The 17,823-nt window shown below is 64.3% G+C and carries 21 protein-coding genes; 2 read left to right on the forward strand and 19 right to left on the reverse strand.

Going from position 1 to position 17,823, the window contains the following annotated elements:
- Positions 1–42 precede the first annotated feature (42 nt).
- From D0Z70_RS17140 to D0Z70_RS17230, 19 genes are all read right to left on the reverse strand, one after another.
- Positions 43–936, reverse strand: coding sequence for a conjugal transfer protein TraF (locus tag D0Z70_RS17140; protein WP_373278247.1), 894 nt, complete (start codon positions 934–936; stop codon positions 43–45).
- Positions 936–1,532 (reverse strand): S26 family signal peptidase, encoded by a 597-nt coding sequence (locus D0Z70_RS17145; RefSeq protein WP_119748570.1) that lies wholly within the window; start codon positions 1,530–1,532, stop codon positions 936–938. The genes D0Z70_RS17140 and D0Z70_RS17145 overlap by 1 nt, the downstream gene beginning before the upstream one ends.
- Positions 1,504–2,394, reverse strand: coding sequence for a type-F conjugative transfer system pilin assembly protein TrbC (locus D0Z70_RS17150; protein ID WP_033964758.1), 891 nt, complete (start codon positions 2,392–2,394; stop codon positions 1,504–1,506). The genes D0Z70_RS17145 and D0Z70_RS17150 overlap by 29 nt, the downstream gene beginning before the upstream one ends.
- Positions 2,363–3,370, reverse strand: a complete 1,008-nt coding sequence (gene traN, locus D0Z70_RS17155; RefSeq protein ID WP_033964806.1) for a conjugal transfer protein TraN — start codon at positions 3,368–3,370, stop codon at positions 2,363–2,365. The genes D0Z70_RS17150 and traN overlap by 32 nt, the downstream gene beginning before the upstream one ends.
- A 212-nt stretch (positions 3,371–3,582) precedes the next feature.
- Positions 3,583–5,514 carry a hypothetical protein gene (locus tag D0Z70_RS17160; protein WP_220475662.1) on the reverse strand — a complete coding sequence of 644 codons (1,932 nt, stop codon included), beginning with the start codon at positions 5,512–5,514 and terminating at the stop codon, positions 3,583–3,585.
- A gap of 326 nt (positions 5,515–5,840) precedes the next feature.
- Positions 5,841–6,854, reverse strand: coding sequence for a TraU family protein (locus tag D0Z70_RS17165; protein WP_119748572.1), 1,014 nt, complete (start codon positions 6,852–6,854; stop codon positions 5,841–5,843).
- The gene (locus D0Z70_RS17170; protein WP_239018987.1) at positions 6,851–7,528 is read right to left on the reverse strand and encodes a conjugal transfer protein TraW; all 678 of its coding nucleotides are present in this window, start codon (positions 7,526–7,528) and stop codon (positions 6,851–6,853) included. The genes D0Z70_RS17165 and D0Z70_RS17170 overlap by 4 nt, the downstream gene beginning before the upstream one ends.
- Positions 7,521–7,769 carry a hypothetical protein gene (locus tag D0Z70_RS17175; protein ID WP_182914010.1) on the reverse strand — a complete coding sequence of 83 codons (249 nt, stop codon included), beginning with the start codon at positions 7,767–7,769 and terminating at the stop codon, positions 7,521–7,523. Before D0Z70_RS17175 ends, D0Z70_RS17170 begins: the two co-directional genes overlap by 8 nt.
- A gap of 8 nt (positions 7,770–7,777) precedes the next feature.
- Complete coding sequence (locus tag D0Z70_RS17180; RefSeq protein WP_147418783.1) at positions 7,778–8,176, reverse strand: hypothetical protein; 399 nt, start codon at positions 8,174–8,176, stop codon at positions 7,778–7,780.
- A complete protein-coding gene (locus D0Z70_RS17185) occupies positions 8,173–8,514 on the reverse strand; it encodes a hypothetical protein (RefSeq protein WP_081988696.1) in 342 nt (113 codons plus the stop codon). The genes D0Z70_RS17180 and D0Z70_RS17185 overlap by 4 nt, the downstream gene beginning before the upstream one ends.
- Positions 8,514–11,048: a TraC family protein gene (locus tag D0Z70_RS17190; RefSeq protein WP_119748576.1), complete on the reverse strand. Its 2,535-nt coding sequence runs from the start codon at positions 11,046–11,048 to the stop codon at positions 8,514–8,516. Before D0Z70_RS17190 ends, D0Z70_RS17185 begins: the two co-directional genes overlap by 1 nt.
- A complete protein-coding gene (locus D0Z70_RS17195; protein WP_239018988.1) occupies positions 11,045–11,725 on the reverse strand; it encodes a TraV family lipoprotein in 681 nt (226 codons plus the stop codon). Before D0Z70_RS17195 ends, D0Z70_RS17190 begins: the two co-directional genes overlap by 4 nt.
- A gap of 53 nt (positions 11,726–11,778) precedes the next feature.
- Positions 11,779–13,116: a TraB/VirB10 family protein gene (locus tag D0Z70_RS17200; RefSeq protein WP_025549877.1), complete on the reverse strand. Its 1,338-nt coding sequence runs from the start codon at positions 13,114–13,116 to the stop codon at positions 11,779–11,781.
- On the reverse strand, positions 13,113–13,883 hold the full coding sequence (locus tag D0Z70_RS17205) for a type-F conjugative transfer system secretin TraK (protein ID WP_119748579.1): 771 nt from the start codon (positions 13,881–13,883) through the stop codon (positions 13,113–13,115). The genes D0Z70_RS17200 and D0Z70_RS17205 overlap by 4 nt, the downstream gene beginning before the upstream one ends.
- The gene (locus D0Z70_RS17210) at positions 13,867–14,505 is read right to left on the reverse strand and encodes a TraE/TraK family type IV conjugative transfer system protein (RefSeq protein WP_119748655.1); all 639 of its coding nucleotides are present in this window, start codon (positions 14,503–14,505) and stop codon (positions 13,867–13,869) included. The genes D0Z70_RS17205 and D0Z70_RS17210 overlap by 17 nt, the downstream gene beginning before the upstream one ends.
- A 7-nt stretch (positions 14,506–14,512) precedes the next feature.
- A complete protein-coding gene (locus D0Z70_RS17215; RefSeq protein WP_033964762.1) occupies positions 14,513–14,779 on the reverse strand; it encodes a type IV conjugative transfer system protein TraL in 267 nt (88 codons plus the stop codon).
- A 116-nt stretch (positions 14,780–14,895) separates the two neighbouring features.
- Positions 14,896–15,210 carry a hypothetical protein gene (locus D0Z70_RS17220; protein WP_025549873.1) on the reverse strand — a complete coding sequence of 105 codons (315 nt, stop codon included), beginning with the start codon at positions 15,208–15,210 and terminating at the stop codon, positions 14,896–14,898.
- A 214-nt stretch (positions 15,211–15,424) separates the two neighbouring features.
- Positions 15,425–16,171 carry a DsbC family protein gene (locus D0Z70_RS17225; RefSeq protein WP_119748581.1) on the reverse strand — a complete coding sequence of 249 codons (747 nt, stop codon included), beginning with the start codon at positions 16,169–16,171 and terminating at the stop codon, positions 15,425–15,427.
- A 50-nt stretch (positions 16,172–16,221) separates the two neighbouring features.
- Positions 16,222–16,500 carry a hypothetical protein gene (locus D0Z70_RS17230; protein WP_119748583.1) on the reverse strand — a complete coding sequence of 93 codons (279 nt, stop codon included), beginning with the start codon at positions 16,498–16,500 and terminating at the stop codon, positions 16,222–16,224.
- Between the two features lie 307 nt (positions 16,501–16,807).
- On the opposite strand from D0Z70_RS17230, the gene D0Z70_RS17235 reads away from it, so the two are divergent.
- Positions 16,808–17,239, forward strand: coding sequence for a hypothetical protein (locus tag D0Z70_RS17235; RefSeq protein WP_119748585.1), 432 nt, complete (start codon positions 16,808–16,810; stop codon positions 17,237–17,239).
- 163 nt (positions 17,240–17,402) lie between these two features.
- On the forward strand, positions 17,403–17,819 hold the full coding sequence (locus D0Z70_RS17240; RefSeq protein ID WP_119748587.1) for a helix-turn-helix domain-containing protein: 417 nt from the start codon (positions 17,403–17,405) through the stop codon (positions 17,817–17,819).
- Positions 17,820–17,823 lie beyond the last annotated feature (4 nt).

Raw genomic sequence — 17,823 nt, forward strand, 5'->3', positions numbered from 1 at the left:
CAACGGCGGACACCATGGCTGCAATGGCGAGCGCGCGCCGCGTCACGGCCGCGGACTCCCGCCGGTGTTGACCAGATCGCCCCCGAGCACGCGTGGATCGGTCGCCGAGACCGGGCCGTTCGCGAGCGCGTCGAAGAATCCGTCCTCCTCGCCGGCGCCGGTCATGAACTGCTCAGGCCGAATGTCGCCGGTCAGCAGCCGAACGGCCTGATACGCCATTTGCGCGAGGTTTGGATACGCCTCGACCCCGTTCGCGATCACCATGCGCTGCTGGCTGTTCCGCCTGATGATCATCGTCGTCGGTGTGACCTCGACGCCGAAGCGCTGGCCGACATCGGGCCTGCGGCCGATATCCATCATCGTCACCTGCCAGCCCATCTCCTCCTGGAAGCGCTGGACGATCGGCCATTGCACCTGACAATAGCCGCAGCTCGCCCTCGAGAACATGACGAGCGCGAATTCCGACGCATGGGCCCGAAGATACTGACGGCGCGTATCGTCCTTGAACGCGGTGAGCTGGTCGCGCGCATCGCCGACCATCGGATTGGCCGATTTGGAATTGAGTTCGGGATGCTGAAGCATCGCGATCTGGGTCACGCCGGCGAACGCCCGAGCCTTGCGCCGCGCGAAATCCTCGAGCTTCCAGAAGTCCGAGACGGCATCCACCGTAAGGACGGTCGCGGCATAATCGCGCTGCTGCTCGATCAGCTTGTGGATCTTCGGCGGCGTCCAGGTGGCGAGCTCGGCCATCGGCGGGATCAGCGGCTTCACCAGCGCATCTGGATCGGGCTTCTCCTCGGCAGGCTTGGGCGGCGCCTGATACCACCAATATCCATCCTTTCCGGTCATGGCCGGCCTTTGATCCTGGGCCTGCACCGGTAGGGGGAGGGTGCTCGCGGCGAGGAGGGCCGCGCGCAGTAAGCGCGTGCGGGCAATCACAGCATTTTCTCCATCCGGGTCAACTGGTCGATGGCGACGGGACCGTAATAGCGACTGTCAAATCCATCCGGATGGCTCGAACCGACATAGGCATAGCCCGATGGGATGATCACGCCCTTTGGCTGATAATGATCGAGCTTCTGTCCCTTGCGGCCGTAGGGCTTGCTGACACCGAGCAGCTTGCCATCGCAGAAGTACCAGCCGTCCCATGTATGCCCTCCGACTGACGGCTTCTCGATCATGTCGAGCCGTTCGCCGGGCATGCACAGCACATATTTGGTGACCGACACCGGCTTGGGTCCCGCGACCGCGTTCGTGAGCATGAACGAGACGAGATCGCCCTTGTGGATGGGGCCCGGATCGCCCCGCACCGCCCAGGCATGGATCGATGGGGTCATCACGAGGGTGAATTGCGGGATCGCCCACCAGGTCAGCAGGCCGACCGGCAGCACGATACAATAGGCCTTCAACAGCTGGTCGGGTCGCGGTGGTTCCCCGAGGCCGCTACAGCCGAGCGCGACCGCCGCGCGCAGCGGCAGCTCCTTCAGCTGCAGCCAGATCCATTTAGCGAGCGCCCAAGCGATTCTGAGCATCGCGCACCTCCTCTTTGCCGCCAAGGCGGACATATTCCTCAAGCAATCCGGAGAGGCTCGCGTCTCCGAACACGATGCGAGCGATCGGCGGACTGGCGGCGTCGCGCTCGCAATAGGGCTGGGTGGGATCGCCCGGGATCATCGCCAGCGCCGGCACCCGGGTGATGCCCGCCAAGCGAAAGACGATCGGATCGACGATCAGCTGGACATTCCGCATCACGCACGCAGGGCCCGAGCAGCCGGGATCGATCCGCAGGATCTCGGCGGACAGTTTCGCCATGGGCCCAACGCGGGTAAGACCGCCCGGCATACCCCGGAACGCCAGCACGCCGCCCACGCGCTCAAGCTGCGCGGCATAGGTTCGAAGCGTGGCGATCGGCATCGACGACGATGCGAACAGGACCGGCACCCACCCTTTGATAGTATTCGGCGCGGTAGCGCCCGCGACGGCGGCCATGTCGGGCGCGCTCAGGCCCAGGGCCTGGCCAAGCTTTGCGGCCATGGCCTCGCGCTCGGCATCGAGCCCAGCCTGTCCCGCGGCGTATGCTGCGCGAGCGCGTGCATCCATCGCAGGCGAGTGGGCACGTCGGCGCACGGCATCGAAAGCCCGCCGACGAAGTTCGGCCGAAGGTTGAACCGATGGGCCGGGCTCCGCCGTCGTCGCGCGGCCCTTCTGCGCGCTGACGGCTTGCTTGAGCCGCTCCATCGCGGCATCGCCTTCGCTGGCTGCCTTGGCGCGCGCGTCGGCCGGCGGTGGGCTTGGCGGCGATCCGGCCACGGTCTGCGCCTGGGTGGCCGGGATCACCCCCAGCGCCAGGGTCAGGACGAGGCTAATTCTTGCCGATCGTCTGCATATACGCATCGACGCGGTCCTTCATATCTATCTGGATGTCGGATTGAGCCCGGGCCTCGATGTCCAAATAATATTCGGAGAGGTCCATCTTCGAGAAATCTAGGGCCTGAAATTCTTCAGGCGTGAAGCCCCGGCACATTGGCTTCTTCGGCGTGCCCCAGCCGATCGCGTTGAACGATTTGAGCTGAGGCCGGCCCTGCTCCTGGATGATCCGGCCAAGCTTGGTGTTGAAGCAGCAATGGCCTTTGGCCTTCTGGATGCAGATGCCGAGGATCTTGGAGGTGCAATAGCTGCCGATCTCATGGCACATGCCCGAGCCCCGCAGCATGCCGGTCTCCATGTCCTGCTGGTCGCAACCCTGGAGCAGTACATCGATGATGAAACTAATCGCCAGGCTGATCGCGAGCGAGGTCGGATCGATACCGATGATGCCGTGAAGGCCGGCGGTGGCCGCCTGACTGGCGGTCGCGCCAGCCTTGAAGGCGGTGTAGGCAGCCTTCATGCCGGTCAGCACGCCCTTGGCGACCGCGATCTTGGTGCTGAGCGAGGTGAGCGACGAGCCCATCCCGTCCTTGACGATCTTGCCCTTGTCCTTGCAGCAATTCTCGAAGGTATCGAGCAGGCCCGGCGGCCGGCAGCGCAGCGCGCGGCCCGAGAAAATCTCGATATGATCGAGGCAATTCCCCTCTGCGTCGACCTGGCCGTCATTGGGCACGCCCGGATCGTCGACGACTGGATCGGTGACGACCGGATTGGCGCCCGTGTCGATGCAGGCGTCGGGCGAGCAGGTCGGAGCCCCGCCGCCCGCGGGCACTTCGCACGCAAATTGGGATCCAAGCGGGCAGGCATAGGTGGCCGGACCCGTCACCGTGCAGGCGACAGCGCGGATCGGGCATTGCCAGCCGCCGCTCGCCGTCGCCGTGCAACTCGCGGTCTCGCCTTCATCGGCGGCATCGCCATTGCCGTTCAGATCGACCGCGCACATTTCATTGGCGCTGGTGGGCGCGGGACCGGTAGGCGCGGTAGGGCCCGATGGGTCGGTCGGTTCGACCGGATCGGTGGGCTCGACCGGAATGGCGATCGCCGCGCGCGCTTGCGGCATCGCGGCGGCGCTCGCCTGCGCATAAGCCGCCGACTGGGCGCTCACGACCGATATGGCCGAGATTAACAGCACGGATCGCGTGAGGAAGAGGCTCTTCATGGCGTGGCACTCGTGCAGGTCATGTCCGCGCCGCCGAGCCGGACCGTCTGCATCATCACGACGGCTTCAGGGAAATCGTCGAGGCAACCGCAGGCCGAGGCGATCTGCTCGCCGGGTCCGGTCGGGCAGACATTGTCGGCCGAGCAGACATGATAGAAGGTATCGATCCCTGTCGGATCATTCTGCTGGCTTCCCATCACACCCGAGGGCGCCGCCGCGGTGTTGACCTTGGGCGCCTGGGTTTTGCAGATCGTCTCGCAGGCGGGCACGCTGCCCCGATCCGGAAGGCTGAAGGGCCGGGTCGTAGTGGTGACGCTGCCATCCGCCTGGGTTTGCTTGTCAGCGAGCAACGTCTCGGTCGAATGGTCGATGATATAGGCGCCGCGGCTCAGGTCCGGATCGGGCAACGCCGCGTTGTCCGTCTCGCAGACATAGTTGCGCTTGCGCAGGAAGAAGTCGCGGGTGAGCTGCAACGTGCACCGGTCGGCTCCGAACAGCCAGGTCTGGGGCAGGGGCCTCAGGCCGGTGGCAACGCCGCCCCGGAAGGTCTCAACGCCGTCGACATCCTCGCTGTCGAGATGGCATTTGCTGTCCGCCGCGTACCCTGAACACAGGTCGACGAGCTGCTCCGTGGAACCGCAGCTGTCATCCACCTCGACATGGACATCTGCGAACGCCTCACCACCGCTGCTGACCGCCGCCCGCAACCAGATCTCGTGGTCTCCCTTGGTCAGATAGGGTTTCAGGTCGAGATTGGGGAAAGCGTAATAGGTCTTCTTCAGCTCGCATTTTCCGGGCGGCAGACCGCTGGTTGTCCAGGGCGAGGGTCCCGAATCGACGAGGTTGCCGTCGATCCGCACCTGACCCCAGTCGTCCGCGAACCATTCGACCAGGGATGCTTGCCGAATGCGCGCGGGGTCGGATACGTGCAGTGTCATGCGGAAATCGAAGAGACTGCAGGACCCTCCGCTCAGGCTGTTGTCCGGTGGGGAGCCCATTAGGAAATCGGCAACGTTGTTGGCGGTCCGGCTGGTCGCATAACCGCCGGCGGTGCGGGCGATGATGTCATCGAGTTGTGGGTCGATGACATTGACCTGACGCTCGATCGTGCAGGCCCTGGTCTGCTGCGCTTTTCCCGAACCCGCAGGTGACGCCGCGACCATCTGGAAGATGCTGTTGCCGGCGGCGATCGACGCGGCATCCCCCTGGATGGCGGCCGGGTTGTTCTTATACGCCGTCTGCGCGACGGTCCCGTCGCTCGCGCAAGCGGTCGACTGGGCACCGACATAGTCAATCACCGGACCATTGATCTGTGCCTGCGCCACGCCGATGCGCGGATCGGCGGTAGTGAGCGCGCCCACCATGCCGCCGCCGAGATCGCCCAGCACCGAATTGAGGTTGTTCCAGACGAGATTGGCGCCGCAGCTATTGTTGACGCAGTAGCAACCGGAAAGCTCGGGCATGTCGACCTGGGTCAGCTTCAAGGACTTGGACGAGTCGACATCCCAGCGAAAATACTTGCACTGGTTCCAGGTACCGGGCGCGCAGGAGATGATGCCGTTCGCGCAGATACCGGACACCGGCACGGGCAGGTTGCTCACCGTGTCGAACGTCCCGTCGAAATCCTTGTCTTGGCTGATCCGGACGATACCAATGTCACCGCTGGCCGAGGGCTGGACCAACACTTCGAGCAGGCTCTGCGTCTTCTGGCAGGCGATCGTCGGCGTGAACGTCTTGCTGTTGTCGACGGTCGCGATCGGCTGCCCGCTCATCGCCGGCGTGATCGTGGTGTTGAGTAGCGTATCGCTGTCACCCGTCTTCGCACGCGACGCCTGCGCGGCCGCGCGGGCGCGATCCTCCATCGTCTGGGCATGCGCCATCGCGGGAAGCGCGCTGACGACGAGCAGAACCGCGACAGCTCGCCTCATAGCACGCGCTCCGACGGCCCGTCCTGCCGCGATCTTTGACGAAGGCGGAAACGGTGGAGCTGCCTGGGAGTCCGAAGAACGGGAAAGGCGGGACACCGCCCGGCCTTCAAAAATGGTCAGCGCGGCCGCCGCCAGGACAGAGGCACGGGGGAATGCCATCTGCCGAGCCGGGAGGGAGCCGGCCGCGCTGACCGGGGTTGGAGCGGCACCGCGGGGGCTGTGCAGCGCCGCTCCCACCTCGCTTTGTCCCGGGAGACCCAACGGGTCCTGGCGGGCAGACCCGGCCTGACGTCCGGAACTGACGAGGTGTCCGTGAAACGATCCGCTCATGGCACCGACACTCCGGCGCAGCAGATCGTCTTTTCGAAGAGCATGAATTGGGCATTGTCCTTGCCGGGCGCGTGCTTCGCGCTCGACCACAAGGAACCTGGCCGGCCGATATTGACGCAACTCCCGCCCTTAACCGGCTCCATCAGCTGGAGCTTGTAGCGGGACTTGGTCCAGATCGGCTGGGCCTTGAACGAGCAGCCGTCAGTCGACGAGATGGTGAGCGCGCCGAGGCGGCCCATCATGAAGGTACCGCGCGCGGCGAGGCCAGCCCAGGCTTCGACCGAGTCATCGAAATGAATGTCGCCGGCGATCGGATAGGTGGCACCCCAGCTGCCCATGCACCAGAAGAGCGGGTCGAGAACCTTGCCGGCAGCCGCGGCCGCGCTGTCGGCCATGCAGGCGAGCCCCGCGGCGGGGTTGCCGAACAATATGCCCTCGGGCTGGATGATCGCGCCGAGCGTCCCCGACTGCCAGGTCGGCAGCACCTCGGTGATGAGCGCCACGTCGAACCCGTCATCCTGGAAGCAGGGCAGGTCCGTGAACATGTCCAGCATCTTCCAGACCGGCGAGATATAATAGTGCATCTGCGCGAACATCTTGCGCGTGTTCGTCCCGTCGGCGATCGACGACTGGCTGCCTTGCAGCTTGCCGTGGGTCGGCATCAGGTCGACGCCGAGCGCCATCATGCATCCTGGCTCGGTCACCACGTCGACCATGCGATTGGGCGACCAGAAGGAGACCTTCACCCCGAACCAGAAGGTCGCACCCTTCCGGCAGGCGCAGATCGGACTCGAGGACGACTGCGCGTCGAGCGCCTTGCCGAGCTTGTCGCCCGTGCCGATCTTCACGCCGCCGATAGTGATCGGAAAGATGCACGTCCAGCGCACTTTCGTGATCGGGTTGAACACCGTCCCGGTCGGACAAGACGACGCATGCGCTGGCGAAGCCGGGGACAGCACGAGAAGCAGAAAGGCAGCCGCTATGCTGCGCAACAATGCGAGACGGGTCATCGCGGCGCGCTCCCGGTGCGGTTGAGCTTCACCTCGGTCAGCTCCAGTTTCTGGCCGATCTGCGACACGATGACCGGCGCCACCTCGAGACCGAGACGGTCTTTCACGCGCTGCTCGAGGATGAAGAGCGAGCGGCCAACCTTCTGGCCGAGCGTGATCGGATCGCTCCCGCCACGCGGGCCGGCGGCAAGCAGGATCCAATCTGATGGCGTGGCGGTGCGCAGCGCCCAGCCAAGATCCTCGGGGCGGACGACGACCAGGCGTTGCGGCAGCGACACATAGGTCAGCGGGTTGAAGGTGAAGCCCTTCGGATAAAGCAATTTGCCGTCCGGAAGCTTCACATCGAAATCGAGCGTGTAGAAAGGAACGACGCTCCGCACGCGGTTCGCCTGCGCTACGGCCAGCGGAGCGGCCTTCATCGCCGACCAGCTCGCGCGCGGGCCGAAACGGCTCGCCATATTGGGGGGCAGCTTCTGTGTGCGACCCTCGATTTCCTCCAGGGCATCGGGTTCCGCGATCGGCCAGGTGCGTCCGATCACCGAAGTCTGGGCATGCGCCGCAGCGGTGACAAGCGCGCAGGCGAGCAGAACGATCGTTGTGGCGCCCTGGAACAACACGACACGAATGCGCGCAGGGGTGGTGAAGCTTGCCGCGCCGCCAATAGCCTCATTCATGATGACGACCCTCCGCTCTGCGCCGCCACGGCCGGTTATGGTCTTCGGCGCTGTCGTCCGGCTCGCCGATGACGGCGCCGACGAGACACAGGATGGCGATGACGACGATCGCGCCGACGACAAACCAGTGCATACCGTCCAGAAGCTGACCGCTGCGCAGCACGATCCACGCCTGGATCAGCAACAGCAGCTTGCTGCCGAGCAGCAAACGGATCGAGCCGAGCGACGGCGTCGAGGACAAGATACCCCTCATCGCCGCCACCACCGCGCCATCCGGACGACACCCTTGTCGAGGGCCGGCATGAAGAATGACAGCACCAGGCTGGCACCCAAGGTCAGGACCGCCACCGGCATCGCGATAATCCAGGCGTCACCGACCGTGTCGGGCCGGATCAGGACGCTCGCGACCAAGCCTGAGATGAAACTCTGCCCGACCAGCATCGCACGTCGCCGCCGCACGACGGACGCACGCTCCGCGCCAAGGCTCGCCACATGGGCATCGAGCAGGGCGCGCAGCGCTCTCGCCTCGAGGCTTGTCTCATGCGCCGAGCGCAGCATGAAATCGTACAGCGTCTCGCCCGGACGGCGGGGTTCGATCTCGCGCTCGATAAGCTCCGCGGTGCCGTCGGCGAGTGTCACGCGTATCATCGCGCCCTCCACCGACGAACGGCGGAGATCGCCAGACCGGTAACGCCGGACAGGCCAACCAGCATGACGCCGCTCGCGAAGCAGGCCGCTCCGACGATGAGCGCGCTGCGCACCACCATCGCATGGGGCTGGTTGAGGGCGAACCCGGCTGCGAGCACCAGGCTCGTCATCATCGCCGCCTCGATCACCATCAGCCGGAACCGCCAGCGGATCGCCGCCGCCTCGGCGCGGATCGCGACGCGTGCTTCGATCATCCGTTCGAGCTGAGCATCCTTGCTGCTGTCGAATGACGTCAGATCAAAGACCATCTGGTTCTGCGGAGGCTTGCGCTTCAGCATCACGCAATCTCCTCATGTAGGCGCAATTCGGGCCGAGACCCAAGAATCTCGGCCGGATCGACGCCGGCGAGTTCACACACCGCGTCGAGCGGAGAGCGGCCGGCGCGCAGCAGCGCCTCGAACGCGGCAACCTCCTGCGGCGCGCTGGTGTTGATCCAGTACGAGAAGGGGTCGACGACGAGCCTGGCGATGCCGAGACCCAGCGGAGAGTCGATGAAGACCTCGCTATAATTGGGCTTCGAGTTCCGGACCGACTTCAGCAGCTCGAGGACGAACCCCGAATAATCGAGGATCTTGTTCTCGACCGCCTTGTCATAGGTCGAGCCCTGCAGCAGGAACCGCGTCGCGGCATTCTCGAGGATGACCTGACCGGTGCCCCCGAACAGCATCAGGTCGTTCATCGACTGCAGAACGATACCGAACGAACCCTGATATTTGCGCGCGCGGCGGTAGCCCTGGCCGAACGCTTCGGCGAGTCGTGACAGATCCTGCCCTTCGGTCTTGGTCATGAACTGGGCGGCTTCGTCGCAGAGCACGAAACGCGGCCGGTCGCGGCCTGAGAGATACAGCTCCTGGGTGACCGCGTTCACCACCACCATGACGATGACGTTGAACAGGTCAGGCATGCTCTTCAGCCGTTCGAGCTCCAGCACGACGAACTCGTCGGCCGTGATGTCGAAGGTCGAAGGGCCGTTGAAGAAATGGCCGTAAGCGCCCTCGCTCGCGAAATCGCGCAGGTTGAAGGCCAATTCCCTCGAGACCGGTATCAGATGATCGACGCGGTCGAGATCCGATGCCGCGAACGCGGGATAGGCGCCGAGCCATGCACGGACCGCATCGATGCCCTCTTCGGAATGACCTTCATCGATCGTCCACTGGACAGCCGATTTCAGGAGATTCCATTCCGAGGTGGTGACACCCTTGCGGGTGGCGGCGTTCGCCATCTCGGCGACGATCGCGACCGCCATCGAGATCGCCGACTGCTTGTCTTCGCCGTCGAGCGCGAAGCCCATGTCGAACGGGTTGAGGACGAGCTTCTCCTCGCCGATGTCGATGTAACGACCCGAGCAGAGCGTGCAGAGCTTGCGATAGCTGCCGCCGATATCGATGATGCGAATGAGCGCATTCTGCGCATAATATTGCTGGCAGAGATTGTTGAGCAGGAAGCTCTTGCCGGCGCCGCTCTCCGCCGAGACGATGAAATTGTAATTGTTGATGCGCGGATCGAACAGGTCGAGCGTGACCAGTTGGCCCTTCCGGCCGGTGTAGAGGAGGGCAGGGCGCCCGCCACCGCGAAAGTCGGTCTGGATCGGCGCCATCAGCACCGCAGCCTTCACCGGCATCCGGAAATCGCGCTCGAGCATTCGCAGGGTGCGCCCGTCCGGGTACAGCCCGAACGGCAGGCTCATCGTGAGCAGGATCGGATTGAGATAGCTTTCCTCCTGCATCATGAAGGGCAGGGGTTCGCCTTCCCAAAGCCGCTTGGCGCGCGCCGCCATCTCGCGGGCATGGGCGCTGGTGCGGCCGAACACCCATACCGTCGGGATCACCCGCACGAATTTGGAGTTGCCGGCCTCGTCGAGGATCCAACCGATCTCCTCGATCTGTTTGCTCACCTCGACCGCGAAGCTGCCGGCGGCCTTCTGCGCCGAGAGCACCTGCGCGCGCTTGTGAATCTCGAACTGCGAGTGATCGAACAGGACGTTGAGCGTGTAGAGGAACGGCCCCCCGATCTGGTCGCTATCCTCCGCGCTCCCGCGCATGCCGCCGGTCAGTCGGTTGGCGCGCTCGGCCGTGATGCGCCGCGCCGGTGACTTGGGCGTCAGGCAGCGCGCCACCTGGTTGCCGAGGAACAGCTCCGGTCCCTCGAACAGGAGATCGGGACCGGCGTCGATGATCTGCTTGCGGACCGGCGGCGCCGCGCCGGTCGCATCGGGGCTCGACGAGAAGACGCCAGGAGCGGCGGCGAACACGCCATTGAAGATGCGCCGATAGAAGGAGACGATCTCCTCTGGCGGCAAGCGAACGATGCCAAGCTTTGCAAGCTGCTCCTCGACCTGACGGCGAAGGTCGCTACTCAGCGGCCGCCTCGTCTTCACCGACAGGATCGTACGAAAATCCCGGACGGGAATGCCGTGCATTGCGCGAAGCCCGTGCGTCCCCGCCAGCAGATAATCGGCGGTGCGCCTGGCCGATGCCTGGATCAGGGGATCGTCGCGGGTCTTGAGGTCGAGAAACGCATCGAGCGTCGTCTCGATCAGCGGATCGGCGAAACTGTGAAGCTGAAGGACCGTGCCATCGGGGAAGTGGATGTTGAGGAGCCCGAGCAGCGCCTGATGCACATGCGCAAACATGTAGGCGCTCGGCACAAGCTCCCAGCCATAACCCCAGCCATCGTCGATGCAGAGGAACGCCTCCTCATCCTCGTCCCATGCGACGAGCGGCAGGTAATCGGAGAAGCGATCACGCGCGACGCTTTGCCGAAGCTGGGCAAAGCTCAGGTCGCCGCCAGTTCGGGTGCCGCGCGCCTTCACTTGCTCTGATCCTTCGGCCCGGGCACGAGCCTGCTCGAAGCCCTGGGCGTCGGTGCCAACGGGCGCGCATTCATGGGCGCAGGTACCAGCGTGCGCGGGTCCCTGGCCGGCGGTGCCAACGCCGTTGCAGAGATCGTCCCGTCAATCTCGCGCTCCTGAACCTGACCCAGGACGGGCGCCTGGGTCGATGGCTGGACCGGATCGACCAGATAGTCGCCGACGACCCAGGCGGGCGTCTCGACGATCGAGAAGACGAAGCGCGGCATGTAGAGCCGGTCGGGCCGCTGACGGTCGGCATAAGGCAGGATCAGCGTGCGAACGGTTCGCGGCGGTTTGAGCATCGGCGTGACCGGTTGGTCGATCAGCCCCTGAAGCTCGCGATAGACGCTGTCCTTATACCCGAGATAGGCACCCGCGGGCGCTGCCGCGCCTTTGCCCAGCGCACCAGACACCATGCCGGGCATTGCCGGTGCAGCAGCCTGGCCACGCAGCAGCTTCTTGTCGTTGGTGACGGCAGGGTCCGACCGGGACGGCCGGCCGGCGACCGCATCCTCATAGGCCTTCTCGGGATGGACGCACTGCCCATGGTCGCTGTTCTTGCAGCTATATTTTTCGGAGTAAGGCGACATCACCGAGCCGAGTGTCGCGCACCCGCCGAGGGCCGCGATTACGGGCATGAGAAGCAGTCGGTGACTGCGGATCGAGACTTTGCGTGAAAGGGTCCTGGGCATCAGAATTTGCTCCCCGCCGATGGTTTGATTTCGAGGGTCACGCCCTCCTGGATGACAACGACCACGTCCTTCGCCGCGCCGACCTCGACGATCGGGCCGGCCTGGCGCGCGAGATCGAGATAGAAATCGGTCAGCTTGTCCGAAGATTTGGAAAGGCCGCCCGCTATGCCGGACTTGGCGGCATCGCCGGCATTAAGCGTCCTCACCGTGCCGAGCGCCGAGGTCGACGTATCACCAAAGGTGTTCTCAACCGTCTGGGCGATGCCGCTGATGGTCCCCGCGATAAAGGTCCGGGCCAATGCCGCGCCGGCGCGGGTGACGACCTTGCCCGACAGGCCCTTCTTGCCGTCTGTATCGACAAAGAAACCCTTGACGCTCTGGTCGACGACCGAATGTTCGTCGAAGTCGACGCAGGAAAGCGTCACGAGCTGGATCTCGACGCGCTCCTTGGCGAGGCTGCCGGTCGCGTTGCCGATGACGAAACAGCCCGAGAGGTTCGCCTTGACGTCATTGGGGAGCACGGCCGGCGCCTGGACCCGCGCGATAATCGGCTCCGGGTTCGAGGTTGCGTCGTGGCTCGCCAAGGCGTCCACGCCCGTCAGCAGCCGCGCCTTCATGAAACCAGGCGGCAAATAGATCGTCCGAATCTTTTTTTTCGACTCGTCCGACGCCGCGGCCGCATCCTTCTGGACGACCGGCGATGTGGCGGCCCCGATTGCACCCACCACTTTTTCGACCGGCGGTGCCGGCGGAGCGGGGGGTCCCACCGGTGCGGATGGCGGGGCTGGCAAACTATTGTCGCCCGCCGCGCCCGAAGCACCGGATGGCGATGGCGGAAACTCCGGCGCGCCGCCGCCGGGAAGGGCAGGCGGCAATGGCGCGCCGTCCGCCCCTGCTGCCACGGGGCCGGTGCCTTGCGCTCCGATCGGTGTCTTGCCCTCCTCGATCGCCGTCACCCGATCGCCGAGCATGGACTGGCCGTCCAGAACCTTTTTCAAATCGCCACGCAGCTTCACCTCGAGGCTGTCGCCGCGCAGGCCCGCGCCCATATCGAGCTTGGAGGCCTCGGGCGCCGCAACGACCGGCTTGTCGGCCGTGCTCGCAGAATAGAGGCCGTAGCCAAGCACGCCGATCGCCGTGGCCACGCCGAATTGCTTCACGCGCAGCTTGCCCGTCGAACTCAGCGAGTCCCAGCGCGCGCGCCAGTCGAGCAGCGCCGCACCCCGCGCGTCGTCACCGCCGTCCTGCGCCGCCTGAGCGGCGAGATGCGCCTGGAAAGGGCTCTGCTCACCAGGCCCAGCGGCATCCGGTGCGGTCTCTTCTGGTCTCTCGCTCATTGGACAGCTCCCCGGCGAATGATGATGAGCCGTGCGCTATCGCCCGCCTTCAGCGCGATACGATCGAGCGTGACCGCGAAGATGTTCGAGCCGAGCAACGACACCAGGAACTCGGGCTCGGCGAGGACAAGGTCGGCTGACGCCTGAACCAGATATTCGGATGCCGAAAGGCCAGCGCCTTCAATTGCAAACCGCCGGCGTTCATGGAGGCGCGCCGCGGGCAAGGTCGGCAGGACGATATCACCGGCGATCGGCGCTACCTCGGCAAAGCTTGCCGGCACGCGGTCCTGCAACATCGACAGCGTAATCGAGACGGCGCGCTCTTCCTCGACCAGCGGACCGAGCAGATCCTGATTGGCGCGGGCGCGCTGCGCGGTGCCCGAGGCCAGGATCACGGTCTGCGCGGGGATGTCCGACGGCTCGGTGTAGAGCGGGTAGATCGCCCCATTGCACGACACGAAGAATTCGGAAGGCGTGGTCACATAGGTCCGCGTCGGCGTGCCTTCGCCGTCGATCTCCTTCACCAGGAATTTGATCCACGCGTCCGACCCGCCTCGCTCGACCGCGATCGCCTTTTCGGCCGAGAATTTGACGTCCTCGATCTCGCCGCCCTGGCAGATGATGTGGTTGACGTCGCGATTGGACAGCCGGATCGAGGCGGTCTGATCGGGCAGCGCGGTAATCGCCTGGGCGAATGCCGGCGGTGCCGCGAAGATGAGGCCGGCCGTCAGCAGGCTCGCACGGCCGCGATTACCGAGTTTCGGCATCGAAATTCTCCTCATGCAGGGACGTCAGCCAGAAGCGGCCGTTGTCGATCGCGTAGCCAATCCGAAGATTGCCCCGGAACTTGCGGATCACGCCGCCGATCACGCGGACCTTTTCGACCGGCACGACGATGTCGGTGCTGGTGGTCAGGACGGGCTGGTCTGGCCGGATATAGGTCGCGATCGAAAGCGTCGGATTGTCCGAGAGCTCGTCGAGAATGGCGGTCAGGGTGTCGCGGATGCTGTTATAGGCGGAGGGGTGGACGATGCTCAGCAGTTCCTGGAACTGCGGATCGGCGGAATAGGCCGAATAGGTACCCGACAGGCTGACGATGTTTCGCGTCATCGTGCGCAGGTACGGCGCCGAGGGCGCATTTCCCGTCACATAGAGGTCGCCGCCCGTCCCGAACGGCACGATGACCGTCCGCTGATTCTGGTTCGAGGTGTAGATCAGCATGCCGAGCACAGCGGTGATGCCGAACAGACCGGCGATCGCGAATTTGAGCAGCCTGTTCTCCTCGAAGAGATTGGCTGAACCCTGAAGATAGCGGTGGATGCCCCAGCTCGCCGGCTTGTCGGCGAGCGGATCCCAGTCCTTCGGGCGTGATTTGCGGAAAAGCGCCATGGCCATTCTACTCGAAGAAGCGGGTCTGGGTCGGACCCGGATAATGACGGAAGCGAAGCAGCCCCCAGCGCCAGGCGAGGTGGGGGATGAACCCGCGCGGCTTGGTGCGCTTCCAGGGGATGAAAAGGAGAAGAGCGCCGATCAGCGTCCATCCGATCACGCCGCCAACGATGACGGCGACAAAGATCGTCGACATGACCAGGATGAATTCATCCGCGCCGAACCAGAGGATCTGGACCGGCAGATGAAGATACTGGGGCAGACGTTCGTCCAACGCTCTTCTCCTCCTGCTTCAAGACAGCCCGAAGAGCCCGGGTTGTCGTGTCCAGGCCTCTCGGCCCGGCTCGTGGGACGCACGGGGACTTGATCGGCCCCGCACGGCCGATCAGTTCAGACGACCATCCCGAAGGTCTGGAGGATGGTGTCCGCCTTGATGAGGCACACCGCGGCGACGATCGTCGGGATCCCGATCATGACGTTCGAGAACAGCCGCGACACGCCGAAGAGGAAGGCCGCGACGCCGGCGACGAACCCCATCGGGCCCTTGACGCCCTTGTTCACGACAATGTTGTAGATGTCGTAGCCAAGGTCGCCCGTTGCGGGCGCGGTGAACGCGTGGGCGCCCCCGCTCATCGTTGCGAACAAAACCAAAGGGACGCCGATATTCGCGACCCCGAACACATGCTTGCCAATTTTCCTGATCATTTTGCCACTCCGTGCACTGGTAGAGCCGCCCGGGAAGATGCCTGCCGACACCGTGAGGACACGTTGGCGGCCGAGCGGCGTGGTGGACGGCTCCAAAGGAGCCACGGCCGTCGGCATTCCGGCCCGTGTCGGTGGGGCCGAGGCGCTACGCCCGGACCGGCCCCCCGAACGGCCGCCAAGAAGGAAGGGCGCGCGCGTTCGCGCGCGACGATCGTCAATGCTTCGCATCGATCTTCGCCGAATGGTCCGCGAGAAATTGCTCAAGCTCACCCTGCTGGAAGCCCGAGACGAGCTTGCCGTCGATGATCAGCGTCGGCGTGCCGCTGATACCGATCTTCTGGACGGCGATCGCATCGGCCTCGACCTTGGCATGGCCCGCCGCGCATTTGCGCAAGCTTGCCGGCTGCGCGCCGCCATAGATCGACTTGAACTCGGCCTCTTTGTCCGCCGAGCAGAGGATGTGTTCGGACTTCGCCGCGGCCTGCGGGTGAATGCCGCTCACGAAATAAATGAGCCGCCGGACCGGTTTCCCCTCTGCTGCCTTGGCGATCCAGAATTTCTCGAGCGCGCGGCAATAGGGGCATTCGGGATCGGTGAACTCGATCACCGTCGGCGCACCTTCGGGCCCGATCGCCAGTGCCTTCGCAGGATCCAACACGCCGAGCTTCTTTCGCGCGCTCGCATCCTGGGCCAACGCCGTGATGTTGACGCCATTCTTGTCGTAGACTGCGGCAAAGAGGATTTGCTCGCTCTCCGGCGCATAATAGATGATGCGTCCGCCCGCGGTCGCCTGATAGATGGGACCCTTGACGGGTGCCGGTCCGAAGTCGTCGAACTTCAGGTTGGTGAAGGTCTGCTGCAGCTTCTGCTGCGCTTCCTCCGTTGCAGCACTGAACGGCGCCGTATCGCTCTGCTCCGCCGTTTGCGCCGACTGCGCGATCGCGCTCGGACCAAGCGTCATCGCGCAAGCAATCAGTGACACGCGCCGAACCGCCCTGGACGTCGCGCCACTCACGGGCGGGCACTCGCGAAGCGACGCGTGCTGCACTCGAAGGCATCACGGTCGATCTGCATCTGTACGCCGAGCGGCACAGCCGAGTGGGGCGCCGCCGCCGCAGGAGCCTCAGTCTTCGCCGCGATGGCAAAACCATCGGCCGTCGCGATGACCCGAACCCGCGGCGCCGGTGTGCTGACGGGCGCGGCAACTTGCCGGGGGCAGGCCGAAGCTGGCATAGTGATGAGCGCAAGCAAGACGCCGCCCAGACTGTTCAAGACTATTCGTTTGGTCATCAGACACGCCTCCTCTGTCCGGGAATCGCGTCTGCGATGACCGGGGAAATTGATCGGGATCGGGCTGGGAGCGCTGAGTTGTCGAACGGTGCTCGCCGTCACCCCAAATCGGGATGACCGCGTCATGAAGTAAGTGATCGGGGTACCGCAATAGGCAGGGCACTGCCGTGCCGAAGGCGGCAATCGCGGACCGCAATCGGCACATCCGTGCCGCAATTTGGGTCTCTAATCGTTCATCAAGTGCCCATTTGGGCTCAAATCTCGTCAAGCCATAAGGAGACAGGCACGAGTCGCAGGGAAGGGGAAAATGGGAAAGGCGGCCTCAAGGACCTACAAATTGCGACTGTCGGACCAGGGAATCGACCTGTTCCTTGCGTGCCACTACCGCCTGGCACAGGTCCTGCGCGACTTCATTCCTTATGGGGCGACTTTTTCCGTCGCGGTCGCGCTTCTCGAGCGCATGGATCCCGACGATATCGCGGCCGAGCTCGAGACGCGCTCCTGCCTGCAATGCACGGGCGACAAGACCTGCTTTGTTGGATCTTCGGCGGAACTCGCCGAGATCATGCAGCTGGTGTGCGAACGCTTGGTCGCATCCGATCGATTTGCGCAGAGCCCACCAGTCGGCAAGCTTTACGTCGTCGGTCTTGCTTCATTCCGAACCGCGGAAGATAAGGACCTTGCCCAGGCTTATCGCCGTATCGCCGGCCAGAGACCAAGACGGGCAAAGAAAAATTAACGGTATCCACGTTAGTTAAGGGGCCGCACTTCCGGTGTTGCGACCCTCGCCGTCTTCCAATTTGGAAACGATTGGATTTGACCGCGGGCATATTTAACACCAGTTTCCGCCCTGTCGAACTGTGCAAAGGGAGCTTTGAGCAACAGTCAGGGAGAACCTGCACGTGTCGCTTCAAAGCACATCCAGCATTGGAGATGCGACTGTCCTTGCGCAGATCAAGGTGATCTCGGGAAAGTGCATCGAAGAGCGGAGACGGAAAGAACGGAAGACGCAGGAGCAGCTTGCCTCCGATGTCGGCATCGGTGTGCGCTGGCTGCGAGAGATCGAGTCGGGCAATCCGAAATCCTCGATTGAGGATCATCTGCGCTGCGCTTCCGGCGTGGGGCTTCCAGCCTCCTATTTCCTGATCCCGCTGATGTTCATGGATCATAAGATGGCGTTTCCACGGCAACTACTCCTCGATGATATTGCTGCTCTTGAAGAGCACTGCATCAGATGCATCGGCGACTATTACGTTGATTCGATCGCGAGCCGGCTACGGCCAACGGCTCCGTGTCCGTCAACTGACGACGAAGATTGAGGTC

Origin of the sequence: Sphingobium terrigena (assembly GCF_003591655.1) — a bacterium.
GTDB lineage: Bacteria > Pseudomonadota > Alphaproteobacteria > Sphingomonadales > Sphingomonadaceae > Sphingobium > Sphingobium terrigena.